15 protein-coding genes are annotated in these 17,486 nt (G+C 67.5%); 10 read left to right on the top strand and 5 right to left on the bottom strand.

The annotated features are described in order from the left end of the window. Nucleotide 1 precedes the first annotated feature (1 nt). From ABEU20_RS12040 to ABEU20_RS12020, 5 genes are all read left to right on the top strand, one after another. Complete coding sequence (locus ABEU20_RS12040; protein WP_420164659.1) at nt 2–1,126, top strand: acyl-CoA dehydrogenase family protein; 1,125 nt, start codon at nt 2–4, stop codon at nt 1,124–1,126. A 49-nt stretch (nt 1,127–1,175) separates the two neighbouring features. After that, entirely contained in the window at nt 1,176–1,961 is a 786-nt protein-coding gene (locus ABEU20_RS12035; RefSeq protein ID WP_420164658.1) for an enoyl-CoA hydratase-related protein, read from the top strand. Next, nucleotides 1,958–3,472 carry a 3-hydroxyacyl-CoA dehydrogenase gene (locus ABEU20_RS12030; protein ID WP_420164657.1) on the top strand — a complete coding sequence of 505 codons (1,515 nt, stop codon included), beginning with the start codon at nt 1,958–1,960 and terminating at the stop codon, nt 3,470–3,472. Before ABEU20_RS12035 ends, ABEU20_RS12030 begins: the two co-directional genes overlap by 4 nt. Before the next feature lie 28 nt (nt 3,473–3,500). Next, nucleotides 3,501–4,658 (top strand): acyl-CoA dehydrogenase family protein, encoded by a 1,158-nt coding sequence (locus tag ABEU20_RS12025; RefSeq protein WP_420164656.1) that lies wholly within the window; start codon nt 3,501–3,503, stop codon nt 4,656–4,658. A 138-nt stretch (nt 4,659–4,796) separates the two neighbouring features. Further along, nucleotides 4,797–6,503 (top strand): 3-ketosteroid-delta-1-dehydrogenase, encoded by a 1,707-nt coding sequence (locus tag ABEU20_RS12020; RefSeq protein WP_420164655.1) that lies wholly within the window; start codon nt 4,797–4,799, stop codon nt 6,501–6,503. A 51-nt stretch (nt 6,504–6,554) separates the two neighbouring features. On the opposite strand, the gene ABEU20_RS12015 is transcribed toward ABEU20_RS12020, so the two are convergent. Beyond that, entirely contained in the window at nt 6,555–7,157 is a 603-nt protein-coding gene (locus tag ABEU20_RS12015; RefSeq protein ID WP_420164654.1) for a class I SAM-dependent methyltransferase, read from the bottom strand. Between the two features lie 136 nt (nt 7,158–7,293). On the opposite strand from ABEU20_RS12015, the gene ABEU20_RS12010 reads away from it, so the two are divergent. The 3 genes from ABEU20_RS12010 to ABEU20_RS12000 all read left to right on the top strand — a co-directional run bounded on the left by ABEU20_RS12010 (nt 7,294) and on the right by ABEU20_RS12000 (nt 10,347). Next, nucleotides 7,294–8,130 carry an aldo/keto reductase gene (locus ABEU20_RS12010; RefSeq protein ID WP_420164653.1) on the top strand — a complete coding sequence of 279 codons (837 nt, stop codon included), beginning with the start codon at nt 7,294–7,296 and terminating at the stop codon, nt 8,128–8,130. A 109-nt stretch (nt 8,131–8,239) separates the two neighbouring features. After that, nucleotides 8,240–8,848, top strand: a complete 609-nt coding sequence (locus ABEU20_RS12005) for a PadR family transcriptional regulator (protein ID WP_420164652.1) — start codon at nt 8,240–8,242, stop codon at nt 8,846–8,848. Further along, entirely contained in the window at nt 8,845–10,347 is a 1,503-nt protein-coding gene (locus ABEU20_RS12000) for a DHA2 family efflux MFS transporter permease subunit (RefSeq protein ID WP_420164651.1), read from the top strand. The genes ABEU20_RS12005 and ABEU20_RS12000 overlap by 4 nt, the downstream gene beginning before the upstream one ends. A 79-nt stretch (nt 10,348–10,426) precedes the next feature. Here the strand turns inward: ABEU20_RS12000 and zapE are convergent, their stop codons facing one another. Continuing rightward, nucleotides 10,427–11,446: a cell division protein ZapE gene (zapE, locus tag ABEU20_RS11995; RefSeq protein WP_420164650.1), complete on the bottom strand. Its 1,020-nt coding sequence runs from the start codon at nt 11,444–11,446 to the stop codon at nt 10,427–10,429. A gap of 40 nt (nt 11,447–11,486) precedes the next feature. Between zapE and ABEU20_RS11990 the strand changes: the two genes are divergently transcribed. Next, entirely contained in the window at nt 11,487–12,080 is a 594-nt protein-coding gene (locus ABEU20_RS11990; RefSeq protein ID WP_420164649.1) for a TetR/AcrR family transcriptional regulator, read from the top strand. Nucleotides 12,081–12,400: 320 nt separating this feature from the next. On the opposite strand, the gene ABEU20_RS11985 is transcribed toward ABEU20_RS11990, so the two are convergent. From ABEU20_RS11985 to ABEU20_RS11975, 3 genes are all read right to left on the bottom strand, one after another. Continuing rightward, nucleotides 12,401–13,726: an HNH endonuclease signature motif containing protein gene (locus ABEU20_RS11985; protein WP_420164648.1), complete on the bottom strand. Its 1,326-nt coding sequence runs from the start codon at nt 13,724–13,726 to the stop codon at nt 12,401–12,403. A gap of 135 nt (nt 13,727–13,861) precedes the next feature. Beyond that, nucleotides 13,862–15,286, bottom strand: coding sequence for a proline--tRNA ligase (proS, locus tag ABEU20_RS11980; RefSeq protein ID WP_420164647.1), 1,425 nt, complete (start codon nt 15,284–15,286; stop codon nt 13,862–13,864). A gap of 269 nt (nt 15,287–15,555) precedes the next feature. After that, nucleotides 15,556–16,035, bottom strand: coding sequence for a cupin domain-containing protein (locus tag ABEU20_RS11975; protein ID WP_420164646.1), 480 nt, complete (start codon nt 16,033–16,035; stop codon nt 15,556–15,558). 68 nt (nt 16,036–16,103) lie between these two features. Here ABEU20_RS11975 and ABEU20_RS11970 point away from each other — a divergent pair, with 68 nt between their 5' ends. After that, nucleotides 16,104–17,480: a DUF1254 domain-containing protein gene (locus tag ABEU20_RS11970; RefSeq protein ID WP_420164645.1), complete on the top strand. Its 1,377-nt coding sequence runs from the start codon at nt 16,104–16,106 to the stop codon at nt 17,478–17,480. The last annotated feature ends 6 nt before the right edge of the window (nt 17,481–17,486 follow it).

Below are 17,486 nucleotides of genomic sequence, written 5' to 3'. Positions count from 1 at the left end.
CATGGACTTCGGCTTCTCGCCGCGGGAAGAGGAATTCAGGCGGGACGTGCTCGATCTGCTCGAGCAGTACCGGGGCGTCGACGGGTACTTCCACCGCGGGATCGACGCCTGGAAGTCCGTGAAGGAGGTGTACCGCGAGTTGGGCGCCCGCGGCTGGCTCTCGTTGTCGTGGCCGACGGAGTTCGGGGGCGGCGGCCTTCCGCCGGTCTACGAGTTCATCCTGTGGGACGAGATGGCCTACGCGCGGGTCGCGCGTCCACCGATGGGCCCGGGGCTGGTTGCGAAGGCGTTGATGGCTCATGGCTCGCCCGAGCAACACGACCGGTATCTGCCCGCGCTGCGAGCCGGAACGCTGAACTTCTGCCTGGGCTATTCCGAGCCGGACGCGGGCTCCGACCTCGGCGCGGTGCGCACGCGGGCCACGCGGGACGGCGACGTGTACCGCATCGACGGCGCCAAGTGCTGGACGTCCAACGCGCACTGGGCCGACAACATCTGGCTCCTGGCGCGCACCGGGGACTCCGACAGCCGCTCACGAGGGCTGAGTGTGTTCATCGTTCCGCTGGGCACGCCGGGCATCACCGTCTCCCCGATCCCGACGCTCGAGGGGGGTCGACTGAACGAGGTTCGCTTCGACGGTGTCGAGGTGCCCGTCGCCGACCGCGTCGGCGAGGAGAACGCGGGCTGGCAGGTCGTCGGGTCCGCGCTGGCCGTCGAGCGACACGTGCAGTTCCCCCCGAAGCGAGTGCGCCGCGACCTCGAGGATCTCGTCGGGTGGGTCGAGTCCGCGGGGCTGGCCGACCGCCCCGTCGTGACCCAGCGCCTGGCCGAACTCGCCGTGAAGGTGATGGAGGTCGAGGCCCTCGCGCTCGCTCTGCTCGACGAGATCAGCAACGGCGAGCCATCCGCGGTCGCGGCCGCGTACCACAAGCTCGCCGGCACGGTGCTGTGCCAGGACATCGCTCGCGCGGCGATGGAATTCGGCTCACCCGAGGCCCTGATCCGTGGAACCGACGTCGAATTCATGTGGCGTCAGGCCATTCTCGAGACGATAGGTGGCGGCACATCCGAGGTGATGCGCGGTGTGATCGCGCGGCAGGCATTGAAACTGGAAAGCAAGCTCTGACGTTCCACCCGACGGGAAGAGGCGCGACTGCAATGAACGAACACCTGCGATGAACGAAGCCCCTGTGACGTACGAGGACACGACCGGTGGCGACGCCGGTGTGCGCGTGGTCCGAATCAACCGGCCGGCCAAGCGTAATGCGCTCGACCGCGAGACCAAGGAACTGCTCGCGGCCGTTCTCGCGGAATCCGATGCGGATCCCACGGTGCGTGCCATCGTGCTGACGGGCGACGAGCGATCCTTCGTCGCCGGGACCGATCTCGCCGAGATGGCGACCGTGACCCCCACCGATCACCTGGTGTTGAACACCGGACGCGTCTTCACGGTGCTCGACGAGTTGGGCACCCCCGTGATCGCGGCGGTCGAGGGTTACGCGTACGGCGGCGGATGCGAACTCGCGATGGCGTGCGACTTCGTGGTGGCCGGTGCGTCGGCGAAGTTCGGCCAGCCCGAGATCCGGGTGGGGCTGATCCCGGGGGCGGGCGGGCTGAGCCGGCTCGTGCAGCGGGCCGGGCGTGCCCGGGCGCTGCGCATGGTGCTCACCGGCGAACCGGTGGACGCCACCACTGCTCGCGATCTCGGCATCGTCAGCGACATCGTCGAGGACGGGCGTGCCGCCGAGGTGGCGGTGGAACTGGCCGCCGGTATCGCGGCGGCGCCACCGTTGAACGTCCGCGCGATCCGCAAGGTCGCCCGGCACGCCGAGGCAGCGCCGCTCGGCACCGCGATCGAGCTCGAGCGCACCACGTTCCAGCTGTTGTTCGACACCGTCGACCACGCCGAGGGAATCCAGGCGTTCCTGGACCGGCGTGACGCGGTCTACGAGGGGAAATGATGGGCACCACAAGGATTCGTGTCATCGGCGCGGGAGCGATGGGACGCGGCATCGCGCAGATCGCGGTGCTCGCAGGGTTCTCGGTCGAACTCACCGACGTGTCCGACGACGCGGTGGCCGCGGGTCTCGACTTCGTCGGTGCCATGGTGCGCCGATCCGTGGAGAAGGGACAGCGCACCGTCGAGGAGGCCGAACGTGCGCTGGCCCTCCTGCACCGCGGCGCGAGCCCGACCGCACCCGCCGCCGACGTCGATCTGGCGATCGAGGCCGTGGTGGAGAACCTCGCGGTGAAGCAGGCGCTCTTCACCGAGTTGGAGACGGCCCTTCCGAATGCGGTCCTTGCCTCGAACACCAGCTCGCTGCCGATCACGACCATCGCGTCGGCGTTGCACGACCCCTCTCGCCTGCTGGGTCTGCACTTCTTCAACCCGGTGCCGTTGATGAAGCTCGTCGAAGTGATTCCCGGGCTGCGGACCGACCCGGACGCCGTCGCCACGGCGCTGCGGTTCGTCGAGGCCGTCGGGCACCGCCCGGTCGTCGCGACCGACACACCGGGATTCCTGGTGAACCACATCGGGCGGGCGCTGCCCACCGAGGCGCTGGCGCTCCTGTCGGAGGGGATCGCGTCCGAGGCCGACATCGACCGCATCGTCAGGGACACCGTCGGGCTGAAGATGGGCCCGTTCGAGTTGATGGATCTGACGGGCCTGGACGTCTCGCACGCCGTGATGGAGATCGTCTCGGCCGGGTTTTACGGTGAACCGCGCCTGCGTCCCTCCGCGCTCGCGGCCGTCCGGGTCACGGCCGGCCTTCTCGGGCGCAAGACCGGTGCCGGGTTCTATCGCTCCAGCGATGGGCAGCAGCAGGCTCCGCCGGAACTCGGCGTGGAGCCCGACCCCGTCGCGACACGGATCTACGTGCACCACCATCCGGATTTCGCGGCCGTCCTGCGGGCGGCAGGAGCCGCAGTGGTCGACGCGCCCGCCGCCGACGCGGTCGCCGTCGTGCTGCCGGTCGGCGAACCGACCTACCGCGCGGCCGGGCGTGCCGGGCTGGACGCGTCACGCACTGTCGGCATCGATCCGCTGTCCCTCGCCGGTCCGCGGCTCACGGTGACGGTGCCCGCCCTCCTCGATCCGGGCGCGGGCCGGGCGGCCCTCCGCGTTCTCGCGGCCACCGGTCGCGCGGTCACCGCGACCGCGGACGGGCCGGCGGCGGTGGCTCAGCGGATCCTCGCGTGCATCGTCAACCTCGCGTGCGCGCTCGCCGAGCAGGGCATCGGCCGTCCCGACGACATCGACCTCGCGGCGCGGACCGGACTCGGCTACCCGCTCGGCCCCCTGGAACTGGGGGACAAGTACGGGCCGGCGCTCGTGCTGCGGATCCTCGACGAGCTCCTGAGCTACACCGGTGATCCCCGCTACCGCGCGAGCAGATGGCTGCGCGAGCGTGCGGAGCAGGGAATGTCTCTGCGCGACATCGGAACACGACCTGAACGATTGTTCGACTGACATTGTTCGACTGAAAGGGCCCGAGCACATGGACTTCTCGCTCTCCGACACCCAGCGAAGTATCCGGCGGATGGCCGCGGACTTCGTCGATGCGGAGATCGTGCCGCACATCAGGGACTGGGACCGCGCCGAGTCGGTCGACCTGGGAATCGTCGAGCGCCTCGGTGAACTCGGCTTCCTCGGCCTCACCGTCGACGAAGCGTACGGCGGCACCGACGTGGACATGCTCTCGTACGTCTTGGTGTGCGAGGAGCTGGGCCGGGGCGACTCCTCGGTCCGTGGCATCGTCTCGGTCTCGTTGGGGCTGGTCACCAAGACCATCGACGCCTACGGCACCGATGCGCAGAAGCAGCAGTGGCTTCCCCGCCTCACCAGCGGTGAGTCGCTGGGCTGCTTCGCGCTCACCGAGCCGGACAGCGGTTCGGACGCGGGGTCGTTGCGCACCCGGGCGCGCCGCGACGGTGACGACTGGGTGATCGACGGCGAGAAGATGTTCATCACCAACGGCACCTGGGCGGACGTGGCGCTGGTCTTCGCCCGCACCTCCGACGACGGCGGCCGGGGCATCACCGCGTTTCTCGTACCGACTGCGTCCGACGGCCTCGACGCCACCACGATCCACGGCAAGCTCGGGCTGCGCGGGCAGGCCACCGCGGGGCTGTCGTTCCAGGGTGTGCGCGTGCCCGACACCGCGCGGCTCGGCGAGGTCGGGAAGGGCTTCGGTATCGCCCTGTCGGCGTTGGCGAAGGGACGCATCTCGGTTGCCGCGGGCAGTGTCGGCGTCGCCCAGGCCGCTCTCGACGCGGCGGTGAAGTACTCGACCGAACGCACCCAGTTCGGCGCGCCGATCGCGTCCAAGCAATTGGTCCAGGAGCTTCTGGCCGACTCCGCGGTGGACATCGAATCGGCCCGCCTGCTCACCTGGCGGGCGGCCGCTCTCGTCGACGGGGGAGCGACGGCGAAAGAGCTGACGTTGCCGTCGTCGATGGCCAAGCTGGCCGCCAGCGAGACCGCGGTGCGGGTGACCAACAACTGCCTGCAGGTCTTCGGAGGCTACGGATTCATCGACGAGTACCCGATGGGCAAGTACCTGCGCGACGCGCGAGTGCTGACCCTGTACGAGGGCACCAGCCAGATTCAGAAACTCATCATCGGACGGCAACTGACCGGGCACGACGCGATGTGATCGCCGGCGTCCGGGCGCTCGCCCGACGGTCCGCGCAGGGGCGAGTCCACCTGCGCTGCTCCCACCGAATGGGATTGCAGCTTTCTGTCCCGGCCGGACATCCCTAGCGTGCTCCCACAACCAGGCGAAGGAGTTTTCATGGCCACCAGTCCTGCAGCGGTCACCCCCACCGCGCGCGACATCACCGTCGACCTGCTCGTCGTCGGCGCCGGCACCGGAATGGCCGCAGCACTTGCGGCGAAGGAGCTGGGACTGTCCACCCTCATCGTCGAGAAGACGAAGTACGTGGGCGGATCGACGGCACGTTCGGGCGGCGCCTTCTGGCTGCCCGACAACCCGATTCTCCGTGAGGCGAACGCCGGTGACTCCCACGAGCGGGCGCAGACCTACGTCAGCGCCGTCGTCGGTGGCACCGCACCCGCCGAACGCGGCAAGGCGTTCGTGGACAACTCGGCCGCCACGGTCGAGCTGCTGCAGCGCACGACGCCGATGAAGTTCTTCTGGGCCGAGGGCTACTCGGACTACCACCCCGAACTGCCGGGCGGATCGGCGATCGGCCGCACCTGTGAATGCCGTCCGTTCGACGCCTCGGTCCTGGGACCGGAGCGTCCGCGGCTGCGTCCGGGCCTGATGGAGGCCCCGATGCCGATGCCCACCACGGGCGCCGACTACAAGTGGATGAACCTCATGGCGCGCGTGCCCCAGAAGGGCATCCCGCGTGTCGTCAAGCGTCTCGCCCAGGGCGTCGGCGGCCTCGCGCTGCGTCGCGAGTACATGGCCGGTGGCCAGGCGCTCGCCGCCGGTCTGTTCGCCGGTGTGGTCCGCGCCGGGATCCCGGTCTGGACCGAGACCTCGCTGGTGCGCCTGGTGACCGAGGGCGATCGCGTCACCGGCGCCGTCGTCACGCAGGGCGACCGTGAGGTCACCGTGACCGCGCGTCGCGGTGTCGTGCTCGCCGCCGGCGGTTTCGACCACGACATGGCGATGCGGCACAAGTACCAGTCCGAGCAGCTCGGCGACCACGAGAGCCTCGGTGCGGAGGGCAACACCGGCGACGCGATCCGGATCGCTCAGGAGGTCGGAGCGACGACCGACCTGATGGACCAGTCGTGGTGGTTCCCCGCCGTGGCAGCGCTGCCGGGTCGTCCGCCGACGGTGATGCTCGCCGAGCGTTCGCTGCCCGGCTCGTTCATCGTCGACCACACCGGTCGCCGGTTCATCAACGAGTCGATCGACTACATGTCCTACGGACAGAAGGTCCTCGAGCGTGAGCGCGCCGGTGACCCGATCGAGTCGCAGTGGATCGTGTTCGACCAGAAGTACCGCAACAGCTACATCTTCGCGGCCGGGCTGTTCCCGCGTCAGCCGCTCCCGGAGTCCTGGTACAAGGCGGGTATCGCCCACCAGGCGTCGACCCCGGCCGAGCTGGCCCGCAAGGCCGGTCTGCCCGAGGACGCGTTCACGGAGACGTTCCGCAAGTTCAACGAGGACGCGGCCACCGGAACCGACAGCGAGTTCCAGCGCGGCCAGAGCGCCTACGACCGCTACTACGGCGACCCCACCCAGCAGCCGAATCCCAACCTGCGGCCGCTGACCGGAGGATCGCTGTACGCGGTGAAGATGACGCTCAGCGACCTCGGCACCTGTGGCGGTGTCCAGGCCGACGAGCGGGCGCGCGTCGTGCGTGAGGACGGCAGCCCGGTCGAGGGCCTGTACGCGATCGGCAACACCGCGGCCAACGCGTTCGGACACACCTACCCGGGCGCCGGCGCGACGATCGGCCAGGGTCTGGTGTTCGGTTACATCGCGGCGCACGACGCTGCGAAACGGACCGTCGAGGCCTGACGGATCGACTCGGAGCGGCCCACCACATCGTCGATGTGGTGGGCCGCTCCGTCAGTTGCGGACCAGGCGGAAGAACCGTGGCCCGGCCTTCGCGAGAAGGCCCGGGGCCCCGCTGGTGTCCAAGGCGTCGTCGGCGACCACCGTCCACCCGCTGAGCGCACGCTCGACGTCCTCGCGCGCCGCTCCCCGCGGCAGCGGGCCGCGCCGGCCGGGAGAGAACGCGAACATCAGTAGCTGGGCGCCCGCGGCAGTCACCGCCGTCAGGCCGTCGCCGTACGCGGTGCGCTGCTCGTCGGTGAGGCCGTGGAAACAGCCCACATCGAGCGCAAAGGTGTAGCCGTCGTCGACGTACGCCGGCAGATGCGTGACGTCACCGAGCACGAACGTCACGTCGGCCCCGGCCGTGGGCAACTTGTCGCGGGCCCGTTCGATCGCGAGCGGCACGGAGTCGACGGCGGTCACGGACCAGCCTCGGAGCGCCAGATCGATCGAGTGTTCACCGGTCCCGCAGCCGAGATCGAGAGCCGTGGCGCCCACACCGGGAGAGGGTCCGGCGTCGAGCAGGTGGCTCAGCTGCTCGGCGAAGACGGAGCGTCCGGCGTTCTCCCACGGTGTGAAGCCGAGCCGGTACGCCAACCGGTACCCGAGGTTCATTGCCCGCCCCTTCCGGGAGATCAGACCACCTGGAACGAACCTAGGCCCGCGTCCGCACACCGCGCAACGACATCGTCGGGTCCACTCCTCGAGACACCCGGGAACACGTCGGCGTCTCGGCGCTGTTGCCCAGTAGATGACCTCCATCAGTTCTGTACCGGCCGTCGAACTGAACGACGGCAACACGATTCCGCAACTGGGCTTCGGGGTGTTCCAGGTGCCGGACGACCAGGCGTACGACGCGGTCGCCGAGGCGCTGCGTGTCGGCTATCGCAGCATCGACACCGCACGCATCTACGAGAACGAGGCGGGCACGGGGCGCGCGCTCGCCGATTCGGGTGTGGCCCGCGAGGAGCTGTTCGTCACCACCAAGCTGTGGAACGAGGACCAGGGGTACGACTCGACGCTGCGGGCGTTCGACGCCAGCCTCGCGCGTTTGGGGCTCGAGTACCTCGACCTCTACCTGATCCACTGGCCGGCGCCCGCGCAGGATCGCTACATCGACACGTTCAAGGCATTCCAGCAGCTGAAGGCGGACGGTCGGATCCGTTCGATCGGCGTCTCGAACTTCACCGCCGAGAATCTGGAACGGCTCGTCGAGGCGGTCGGGGAGACGCCGGTGCTGAACCAGATCGAGCTGCATCCAGGCTTCGGGCAGGCGCGCCTGCGCTCCGTACATGCCGACATGGGCATCGTCACCGAGGCATGGAGCCCGCTGGGGCAGGGGACGACGATCGCGGACCCGACGATCCGCGCGATCGCCGACGCACACGGACGCACACCCGCGCAGGTGATCCTGCGATGGCACGTCCAGTTGGGCAATGTCGTGATCCCGAAGTCGGTGACGCCCGAGCGGATCGCGAGCAACTTCGACGTCTTCGACTTCGAACTGACCGCCGACGACATGTTCGCGATCGGGTCCCTCGACTCGCCGGACGGGCGTCTCGGACCGGATCCGGCGACCTTCGGCTGATCCGATGCGTGCCGGTGGCATTCGTCACGGGCGGTGAACAGCATTGCCCGCCCGGTTGACGCGGCCGTATATTCCACGTGGAATATACGGCGTGGAAGTGGGGTGGGGAATGCTGCCGCGTTCCGTCACACCGTTGGGTGTCTCGGTGCTCGCGCTCCTGTTCGAGCGGCCGATGCACCCGTACGAGATGTGCCAAGTGCTGATCACCCGGCGCAAGGACCGGGTCGTCAAGGTTCGGCCGGGGTCGCTCTACCACACGGTCGAGCGCCTCGACCGTGACGGTCTGGTGGTCGCGTCGGGCACCGACCGGCAGGGCAACCGACCCGAACGGACGACGTACGAGATCACGCCGGCGGGGCGCGCCGCGATGCGCCAGTGGGTCTCGGACACCGTCGCCGCGCCGACGCCCGAGTATCCGCGGTTCACCCTCGGACTCGCCGAACTGCACAATTTGGAATCCGCCGACGCGCTCGCGCTGCTCGAGCGGCGGAGCGAGGCACTCGTCACCGAACTCGCCGCGCTCGACGACCTGGCGGAGTTCGCCCGCGAGGTGCCGGAACTGTTCACCATCCCGTTCTCATACACCCGGGCGATGGCGCAGGCCGAACTCGACTGGCTGCGCACCTTCGTCGATCGCGTCCGCCGTGGCGAGATCCCTTGGGTCACCGAAGAACACCTCGAATCCACACGGCTCGCACATGAGAAGGGCAACGCATGAAAACCGAAGTAAGGCCCTGGCCGGCCCTGTGGGCCCTCTGTCTGGGCTTCTTCATGATCCTCGTCGACAGCACGATCGTCGCTGTCGCGAATCCGGTCATCACCGCGGAACTGAACGCGGACGTCAACGCCGTCATCTGGGTCACGAGCGCCTACCTGCTCGCGTACGCGGTGCCGCTGCTCGTCACCGGACGCCTCGGCGACCGGTTCGGCCCCAAGAACATGTACCTGATCGGCCTGGTCGTGTTCACGCTCGCGTCGCTGTGGTGCGGTCTGTCCGGCGGCGTCGAGATGCTCATCGTCGCCCGCGTCTTCCAGGGCCTCGGCGCGGCCATGATGACACCGCAGACGATGGCGGTCATCACGCGGATCTTCCCGCCCGACAAGCGCGGAACCGCGATGGGCCTGTGGGGTTCGGTGGCCGGCGTCGCGACGCTGGTCGGGCCGATCCTCGGCGGTGTGCTCCTCGACAACCTCGGCTGGCAGTGGATCTTCTTCGTCAACGTGCCCGTCGGTGTCGTCGGCTTCGTGCTCGCGTGGCGCCTCGTGCCGTCGTTGCCCACGAACAACCACAAGTTCGACATGATCGGTGTCGCGCTCAGCGCGATCGGCCTGTTCTGCATCGTCTTCGGCCTGCAGGAAGGCAACTCGTACGACTGGGACGCCCGTGCGTGGGGCTTGATCGCCGGCGGCCTCGTCGTGATGGTCGCCTTCGTGTGGTGGCAGAAGGTCAACCGCAACGAGCCGCTGGTGCCGCTGGGTCTGTTCAAGGACCGCAACTTCTCGGTGGCCAACGTCGGCATCGCCGCGATGGGCTTCTCCATCACGGGCGTCATGCTGCCGTTCATGTTCTACGCGCAGAGCGTGACCGGGCTGTCCCCGACGCGGTCCGCACTGTTGATGGCCCCGATGGCGATCGTCACCGGAATCCTCGCGCCGTTCGTGGGGCGCCTCGTCGACAAGGCGCACCCGCGGATGATCGCCGGGCCCGGCTTCCTCGTGTTCGCGCTCGCGACCGCGTGGCTGGCCACGCGGCTGACCCCGACCACTCCGGTCTGGCAGATTCTGTTGCCGATGGCCATCATCGGCGCCTCGAACGCGTTCATCTGGGCGCCGCTCGCTGCCACGGCGACGCGCAACCTACCGCCCGCGCACGTCGGAGCCGGTTCGGGTGTCTACAACACCACCCGTCAGGTGGGTGCGGTTCTCGGTAGTGCCGCGATGGGTGCGCTGATGACGTCGCGCATCACCGCCGAGCTGTCGACCCTCGGTGTACCCGGTGGGGGAGCGAAGGTCGGGGAGGGCTCCCACGTGGGTCAGTTGCCGGAGATGGTGCGCGAGCCGTTCTCCACCGCAATGTCCCAGTCGGCGATGCTGCCTGCCGTCGCGCTGCTGATCGGATTCGTCGCGGTGATGTTCTTCGTCAATCCGCGCAAGGGCCCGACGGAGCAGGAGGTGCCCGCGGGCACCGACGGTGAGTCGGTGCGCACGTCCCACTGACGAGCGACGTAGAGAGGAGGCGCAGCCGACCCCGGTCGGCTGCGCCTCCTCCGTTTCCTCCGGGTCAGGTTCCTCCGGGTCAGGCCGCGGGTACGGGCTGTAGCTGGCCGAGCCGGCTTCGTATCCGGTCGATGTCGAGGGGAAAACGTTCCGCGGCCGCGAGCGATTCCAGTGGACGCGCAGCCACGAACACCGTCGGAACGTCCCTGTCGTACAGGACGTCGACGAGGTTGGCGAAACGTTGTGCTGGTTCGCGGCCCGCGATACCGAGGTCCGGAATCCCGCTCAGAACCCAGTGGTCGAACTGTGCGGCCAGCGTGAGGTAGTCGGACGGTGCCGTCGTGTGCTCGCAGACGTGCGCGAAGTCGAGCCACAGCCGACGCGCGTCCGATCGCAACGCGGTGATCGGGTGCCCGCACGGCGTGAGAATTCGCCGCTCGTCCGGTGCCGGGAGTTCGAGTCCGAGAGCGGACAGTTCTTCGGCCGTACCCGGGGCGACCCAGCGGCCCGACGCGAATCCCGAGGAGTGGCCTGATACGGCCCGGTAGTCCCGGGGGCCGTCGACCACGACGACATCCAGTGACTGTTCGATCAGCTCGATCGTCGGCAGGAAGGTGTCGTGGAACAGCGGGTTCGGCAGCAGCCGGTTCGGGGGATAGTTCGACGTGACGACGAGGGTGACATGTCTGGCGAACAGGGCCGGAAGGAGCCGTTCGACGAACTTCGCGTCCGCGATGTCGTGGACGTGGAACTCGTCGAAGCACAGGACGCGGATATCGCCGACAATGGCATCGAGTGCTGCATCCAGATCGTTGCGGTGCCGGCGAATCTCGGCGTGCAGTTCACGGAAGAACTCGTGGAAGTGCATGCGTCGCTTGTGTTCAGTGGGCAGAGCCGTGAAATACGTCGACATGAGCCAACTCTTGCCGCGGCCCACCGGTCCCCAGAGGTAGACACCCCGTGTGGTGGCATTGCGGAGTTGCGAGATCGCCTGTCGTTGAGCGTCATCGATCGCGTACCCCTGCGCTCGCGCCGCGTCGTCGAATGCCCCGGCGGGTACCGACAGAACCGGGCTGGACACGCGCCTTCGCCACCGCATGACCGAACTCTATCATCGTAGAGTCTGGCAGGATCGAGACATGAGTCACCGTCCGTCGCGTCGTGAAGCCATCTGCGAGGCCGCCCTCGACCTCGCTGCCGAGGGCGGTAACCATGCCGTTACGCACCAGGCGATCGACAGACACCTGGGTCTCGCGAAGGGTTCGACGTCGTACTACTTCCGGACACGCGATGCCCTGGTCGGGGCCGCGGTGCGGCGCCTGACCGAACGGTCCCGTGCGGCGTTCCTGGAAGCGCACGTCGAGGATTCGGCGCCCTCGATCGACGACGCTGCCGATGTGATTGCCGGCCAGATCGTTCTGCTGCTGACCGATCGGCGCCGGGACGTACTGGCTCGTTACGCGCTCGCTGTGGATGCCTCCGCCGACGAGGAGCTGCGGCCCGCACTCGCGGGATGTCTGTTCTCGTTGGAGAGGGCGACCGGACTGACGGAGGCGCTCGGGGCGCGCGATCCGCGCGTGGCGGCGCACGATCTGATCAGCCTGCTGGAGGGGTTGGTGTTCGACGCGGTGTACGGGTCGCGAGCGATGACAGACAGCGGCTCGTCGGTGAAGGCCGAACCGCTTCGGTCGGCGGTCCGCTTGTGGTTGGCCGCGCTCGTCGATTTGTCGTAGCCCGTTTCACCACTCACTCGAACCAGTGTCGGGCGATGCGTCGCTGCTCGGAGGTGTTGCGTCGGCGATGGCATCAGGCATGTATTCCTCCAGGAGCTCACGGATAGAGGCCGGATAGTCGGAGCCGGGTCCGGTGGCAGCAGTGACGAACCCTGGAACTGGCCACCGTTGCAAGGTTCCTTCGTCCGCTCGCTGGTCTTCGCACCGCCAAAGCATCGACGCGGCACGTGATACCGGGCTGTGGCGAGTTGGTCGGCGTATACCGGTGACGAAAGGGCGAGGTGCGGCCGACACCTCGCCTCGAGGTGTCGGCTGCAGCGTCACGCGGCCTGTGGTCCCGCCCGATTGTGGGCCGGCATCGGTTTCTTGTAGGGGTCGACGGTCGATGGTGGTGTGAACCACGGGTGGCGGTCGGTGCCGATCTTCACTTGCCAGTGGCTGTGGTGGAGGAGCCTGTGGTGGTAGCGGCAGAGTAGGACGAGGTTGTCGAGGTCGGTGGGTCCGCCGTCGGCCCAGTGTTTTATGTGGTGGCCTTCGCAGTGGGCGGGTGGTGCTCCGCAGCCGGGGAAGGCGCAGCCGTGGTCGCGGGCGATCAGTGCGCGGCGTTGCTTCTTGGAGACGGTTCTGCTGGTGCGGCCGAGGTCGATGGGGACCCCGTCCTGCATCACGATCGGGGTGAGGTGGCAGTCGCAGGCGAGTCGGCGGGCGGTGGCGATGGTGAGTGGCCCCAAGTGCGGCATGCGTGCAACATCCTTGTCGCCGAACATGTCCGGACTGGTCTTCCGACCGGAATCCTGGTCGTCACTCTGATCGAACTGGCCATGATCCGCCCCGGAGCGGGCAAGGTCGGCGGCGTTCACGTGCAGCGAGAGGTGCGGCTTCTCTCCACCTTCGATGGGTGCGTCGCCGCTGTCGAGGTAGCGGCGCAGGATCTCGGCGAACGCGTCGGCCCGCTTCTGCGCCGGGGTGCGCGAGCCGGCGGGGTCGTCGGCCGGATTCCCCGGCTTGGTCAATGCAGAAAGCGCCGTCAACAGCATTTCCCCGGTCACGGCATCGAGATCGCCTTTCACGGCGACGCGTCCGTTCAGGGTTTTCGAGGCGTGGAATTCGTTGCGTTCGGTGTCTTCGCTGGGTGGGAGTTCGTCGGATTCGAAGATCCGCTCGAGCCTGGCGATGCAGGTGCGCACGGTCATGGTGGTCGCGGCAGGGCCAGTGGCGGCGTCCAGCAACACTTTCCGGCACGAATCCAAAGCTTCTACAGGCATGCCGCGGGGTGGGGTTTCGCAGAATTTGCCGATCAACGCGGCGTGCTCGGCCGAGACGGCGCCGTCGTTGAAGGCGTCGGCAATTTCGGGTTGCCGGCTCAGCATTTTGCCCAACGCGAGGATCCGTGCCGCGGCCGGCACTTCCAACAATGTGTTCGCAGCCAGCCACTGCTTGACGCTGCGGAACCCGAGGGTGTCGAACGAGACAGCGCGCGCGTCGATTTCAGCGACGGCAACCACCCGTAGGGTGTCGAGTTGTTCCATTGCGTGGAAGATGTCGAGCGCGGTCTGCAGCAGTGTGATTTCGGGCAGCGCGCCTATGTCCTCGGGCCGCGGTGCGGTTACTGCGATGCTCGGATTGTTGAGTCCCCCCGGATTCATGAAGCTAGTTTAGTTCGAACTGATGTTCGAGTCAATGGCTTGCATGCAGTCACTGGAGGACTGTCCGGTCACGCAGAGCGTTTTGGCAAGGCTGTGCACCCGGCAACGCGGTGCCCCACGGCGCGTACCCGGCAACTAGTAACTGCGGCCGACGATTGCCATGAGTTCCTCCGGTGTCTCGCCATCCGGAAGGGCGCCGTCAACCGTCTGCAGGCACCGGACGGTGACCGCGTGTGCGTTGAGCTGCCGCTCCCCGTGTTCGCCGAGGACCCTCCACGGGATACGGGCAAACCCGGTGCTACTGGCGTCGACCGCCGCGTCCAAGGTGTCGACGTCGATCGTGCGCTGACCGAGCCGATCGCCGGCGGCGGCGAACATGGCGGTGTGAATTTCGTCGAGCAGCTCGTGAATTGCCGTCACCGTGGAATCGCGTCCGACCGTGAACCTCTGTCTCGTATCCCGCCTGACCACGGTGGACTCACCGTGGTCGAGATCGCGAGGACCGACCTCGACGCGCAGTGGCACACCCTTGAGTTCCCATTCGGTCGCGCGGCGCCCGAATCCCTGGTCGGTGCGAGCATCCAGTCGTGCTCGCACGCCGGCGGTGACGAGGGAATCGGTGAGAACGGATGCCGCGGTGACGGTTCGGTCGTCATTCTTGACTGCGATCACCACGACCTGTACCGGCGCGACACGCGGCGGGAGGCGAAGCCCGTGATCGTCGCCGTGCGCCATGATCAGACCACCGATCATCCGCGTGCTCGAGCCCCACGAGGTGGTCCAGCATATTTGTGACTGGCCGGCCGAGTCGGTGTAGCTGATGTCGAATGCCTTGGCGAAATTCTGGCCCAGCTCGTGACTGGTGGCCATCTGCAGCGCCTTGCCATCACCCATCATTGCCTCACACGTCATCGTGCTCATTGCACCGGCGAACTTCTCCCGCTCGGTCTTGACTCCGACGAGAACGGGGATGGCGAGCATGTTGTGGAGGAAGTCTCGATAGACGTCGAGATGAATCCGGCGGGCGAATGTTCTGGCCTCGTCCCTGGTGGCATGTGCTGTGTGGCCTTCCTGCCACAGAAACTCGCTCGTGCGCAGAAAGATCCGAGGCCGCATCTCCCACCGCACCACATTGGCCCACTGATTCAGCCGCATCGGCAGATCGCGGTGTGACTGTATCCATTTGGCCATCAGTTCACCGAACACCGTTTCGCTCGTCGGCCGCACGACAGCGGGCTCGGTGAGGTCTTTCCCGCCGGCGTGAGTGACTACCGCCAACTCGGGGCTGAAGCCATCGACATGTTCAGCTTCCCGCTCGAGGTACGACTGCGGGATGAGCAACGGGAGATAAACATTCTCGGCACCGGCTGCCTTGATCCTCGCGTCCACCGCCGTCTGCATGTGCTCCCACAACGCATACGCGTACGGCCGGATCACCATCGTCCCGCGAACTGGCCCGTTGTCGGCCAATTCCGCCTTGTTCAGAACGTCCTGATACCAGCGGGGGAAGTCCTCGTCCCGCGAGGTCAGTACGGCGGCTTTCTGTGATGATCCGGCCATCCGGCGATACTAGCCATCCGACCGAAGCGCGCCGACCGCGCGACACCACAACCGACCTACTCCGACCAGCACTGCAGTCACCGCCCGGGTCTCGACGCAAGGCAGTGTGGCACTGCCGAACCTGGAGGCATCTGGAACCTTTTCCGGCGAATGCCCCGGGAGGACCGAGCGCGCCGGGCGGGAGACGTGCATCGAGCCGTCCACGCGGGCACGCGACTGGAATTGCGTCGACGGCGTCGTCATCGCCGACAACGTCCCCGACCGGCCCGTCAGAATTGCGCGGGTGACGGCATCGGATACTTCTGGCCCTCGACGCGGAAGTCTGCGAAGTCGAAGCCGGGGACCACGACGCAACTGACGAGGCCGGCCTCGTCGCCGATCGGCCGCGCCCGCTGCCACGCGCAGGGTGGCACGATCACCTGTGGCCGCTGTCCGGCCGAAATGTCCGGCCCTACTACATGTGTCGTGACGGCGTCGGGGGAGTTGCCGTCGCCGCCGATCTCGAGCAGGATCGGGCTGCCGCGGTGGTACAGCCAGATCTCGGTGCCGCGCACCGTGTGCCACGCGGACTGCTCTCCGGGCGCGAGGAGGAACAGGATCGCGGTACCCGCCGAGCGTGCCCCGCCGAACATGTTCGGCAGCGCCACGCCGGGCAACTCGATGTCGCTTCGCCAGGTCTCGGAGTACCAGCCACCCTCGGGGTGCGGCGCCAGATCGAGGCTCGAAGCCCACTCGGGAAAATCGGTCACGAGACCATGATGAACCCAATGTTGCCGTATCGCGAGCGTAGGTCCGCCGGTGATGGTGAAATGGCCGCATGACCCACTCGAGTGGAGATTCGGAAGTCGGTTCGGATTCGGCAGTGAGCGTCGAATCGGCAGTGAGCGCGTTCGTTTACGGATTCGCTCCGGTCTTCAATCTGTCTCAGGTCGAGCGGTTCGTGACCACGGGAGTGGGCTCGAATTCCGCGGCGCCGTTCAACTCTTTCAGTCACGCGGGCAACCTTGCGGGACCCGACGACACGTTCGTCTCGATCAACAACGACACCATCTATTCGATGGCGCAGTTGGATCTGAGCGTCGGCCCCCTGATCCTGGACGTGCCGGACACCGCTGACGCGTACTTCGTGCTGCAGTTCGTGGACGCGTGGACCAACAACTTCGCCTATATCGGAAAGCGGGCAACCGGGACGAAAGCCGGTCGCTACGTTCTGGTTCCGCCGGGTTGGCCGGGCGAGCTACCCTCGGACGCCACTGCGGTGCACTGCTCGACGCGGATCGTGTCGATCGTCGGACGGTGGGCGTGCGACGGGCCCGACGACCTCGGCCGGGTCCGCGACCTCCAGGAACAGATTTCGTTGACACCGCTCGCGACGAAGGATCCGGAGGGCCTCCCGGCGCCGGACCCGGCGGTCCCCGAGGAACTGGTCTTCTGGGAGAAGCTGCGCCTCTACCTGCAGGCGTTTCCGCCGGCGTCCCGGGACGTGGCCCTCCAACAGGCGTTCGCACCTCTGGGGCTGCTCGAGTCCGGATCGTCGCCGTACGTCGATCCCGACCCGGCGCTGGCGAAGGTCCTCGTCGAGGGCGCCGCGCAGGGGCGAGCGCGCGTGGAACAGGCGCTGAAGTCGGGTGCGGACGCGACCGTGAACGGCTGGCATCAGGCGTTCCACATCTTCGACTACAACGACGACTTCTTCGAGATCGGCACCATCGACAGTCCGGAATGGCGAATCGAGGACCGGAGCAAGGCAATCGGTGTCCGTGCGGCCGCTGCGATGGGCGGGTTGTGGGGAAATCACGGCTACGAGGCCGCGTACAGCCAGATCTACACCGATGCGACGGGCGCTCAACTCACCGGTGAGCACACCTACGCGATCACCTTCGCCTCACCGCCGCCGGTGGAGGCTTTCTGGTCGATCACGATGTACAGCATGCCGCACTTCTACCTCGTGTCGAATCCGATCGAGCGGTACTCGATCGGTGATCGCACACCGGGTCTCGTCTACGGCGACAACGGTTCGCTGACATTGACTTTGAGTGCCACCGAGCCGACGGATCCGGTTGCCCGCGCCAACTGGCTGCCCACGCCGGCCGGACCGTTCCGCCCGTTGCTGCGCATGTACATTCCGGACAAGGCTGTGTTCGACGGCAGCTACGAGATGCCGCCGATCGTCAAGGTCGACGGCAACGGCTGACCCGCC

It is taken from the genome of Rhodococcus parequi (assembly GCF_046042785.1).
Classification (GTDB): Bacteria; Actinomycetota; Actinomycetes; order Mycobacteriales; family Mycobacteriaceae; genus Prescottella; species Prescottella parequi.
This window is presented reverse-complemented; position numbering and strand designations above follow the sequence as displayed.